The sequence below is a fragment of the Mesorhizobium sp. M1365 genome (assembly GCF_040317865.1).
Taxonomy (GTDB): Bacteria; Pseudomonadota; Alphaproteobacteria; order Rhizobiales; family Rhizobiaceae; genus Mesorhizobium.
In genome coordinates, this window is the sequence record NZ_JAMYLG010000103.1 from 1 (window position 1) to 1480 (window position 1480).

1 protein-coding gene is annotated in these 1480 nt (G+C 60.7%); it reads right to left on the reverse strand.

Annotated elements, in window-relative coordinates:
• Positions 1-304: 304 nt before the first annotated feature.
• Positions 305-1336 (reverse strand): IS110 family RNA-guided transposase, encoded by a 1032-nt coding sequence (locus NKH04_RS33060; RefSeq protein ID WP_352542900.1) that lies wholly within the window; start codon positions 1334-1336, stop codon positions 305-307.
• Between the last annotated feature and the right edge of the window lie 144 nt (positions 1337-1480).

The window sequence follows — 1480 nt, forward strand, 5'->3', positions numbered from 1 at the left end:
AGCGGGTCGTCTAATCGCTCGACCGTCAAGGGGGTGAGTGCAAGGCCGTCGTCCTTTCTGTCGATTCTCGTTCGTCCGAATGCCGGGTACAGGGTCGTCTACGCGGTCGACGCGATGATCGCCGCAGGATGAGTTTCGCAGGTGAGATCTTCCTATGTTCGTTACGCAATCTGCTAAACGAGGCAGTTGCTTCCCGCTTCGCGGAATGATCTCAGCCACGTCCCGGCAGGGACGACTCGGTGTCCTGTAAGAACGCTATCGGTGGAATGGCCTGAAGAATGGTCGTAGCTAAACGTCTGCAGGATCAGACAGCGGCGGGTTTTCCTCCGTGCGGATCGAACAACTCGCCCGTTCGGAGCATCGCATGCATGATGACTGCCAGCTTGCGCGCCAGGGCCACGGCCGCTCGCTTGAAGCCGAGCCGATCTTTCAGCTCCAACGCCCAGGTTCGCAGGATGCTGGTATCCGTCGACCGGTTCAGGATGACCGCGGCCGCCTCATATAGCAGTCCGCGCAACTGACTGTCGCCACGGCGCGAGATATGACCATCATTATCGACCTCGCCGGACTGGTAGCGCCTCGGGGTCAGGCCCACCCATGCGCCCACGGCGCGCGAGTTCCTGAAGTTGGCCGGATCCTCCACCGCTGCGGCAAAGGCGGTGGCTGTGACGGTGCCTACACCGGGCACTGACATGAGCAGACGGCAATGCTGGTCGTTACGCGCCATCGCTGCCAGCTGCTTGCTCAGCTCTGCGATTTGGTATCGGATACCACTCCATGCCTGCAGCATTGGCACAACAATGCGCGCCAGCTTTTCTTCACCCCGCAGAAGGTCGCGAACGTTGCGTTCGAACACGCTTCCGGCGCCCTTGGGCACGACAAGGCCGAACGTCTTCATCAATCCACGGATTTGATTGGATATCTGCAAACGCATCTTAAGAAGTTGGCGCCGCGCGGTGATCAGCGTGCGGATCAGCATGCTGTCGAAACCTTTGACGCGGACCTCTCGGTAGAAGCCGACCTCGGCCAGATGTGCCAGGCCATCGGCATCGTTCGCATCGGTCTTGTTCGCGGCCATGTCGAGCGCGGCTTTGGCATGCCGCGCGTCGATGCAGATCACCGGCAGGCCCTCTGCCGTCAACGCATGGTAGAACCACACCGACAGCGGCCCCGTTTCGAACACAACCCGCCGGACATGCGGTGCGCGCTTGCGGATCACCGCCGCAAGCAGTTGCGGATCGGATGCGCACTTGCCCCGCCAAATCCTCTTACCGTTCTGCCGGATCGATATTGCCGTCTCTTTCATGGATACGTCGAGGCCGATATAGTGTTCCATGGCTGTCCTCCGTTCGGTGGCTGGGCCCGGTGTCGATCGAGAGCCCGTTCTTCATCCTATCGGAGGACAGCCAGCCGGCCAGATGTTCGAACATCGCCGCCACATCTCAGGTGGCCACCGCTTCCGCGATTACTTCATGTTCGT

Coding starts and splice junctions, on each gene's coding strand:
- NKH04_RS33060 (WP_352542900.1), bottom strand. CDS start 1,336: ATGGAACACTATATCGGCCTCGACGTATCCATGAAAGAGACGGCAATA.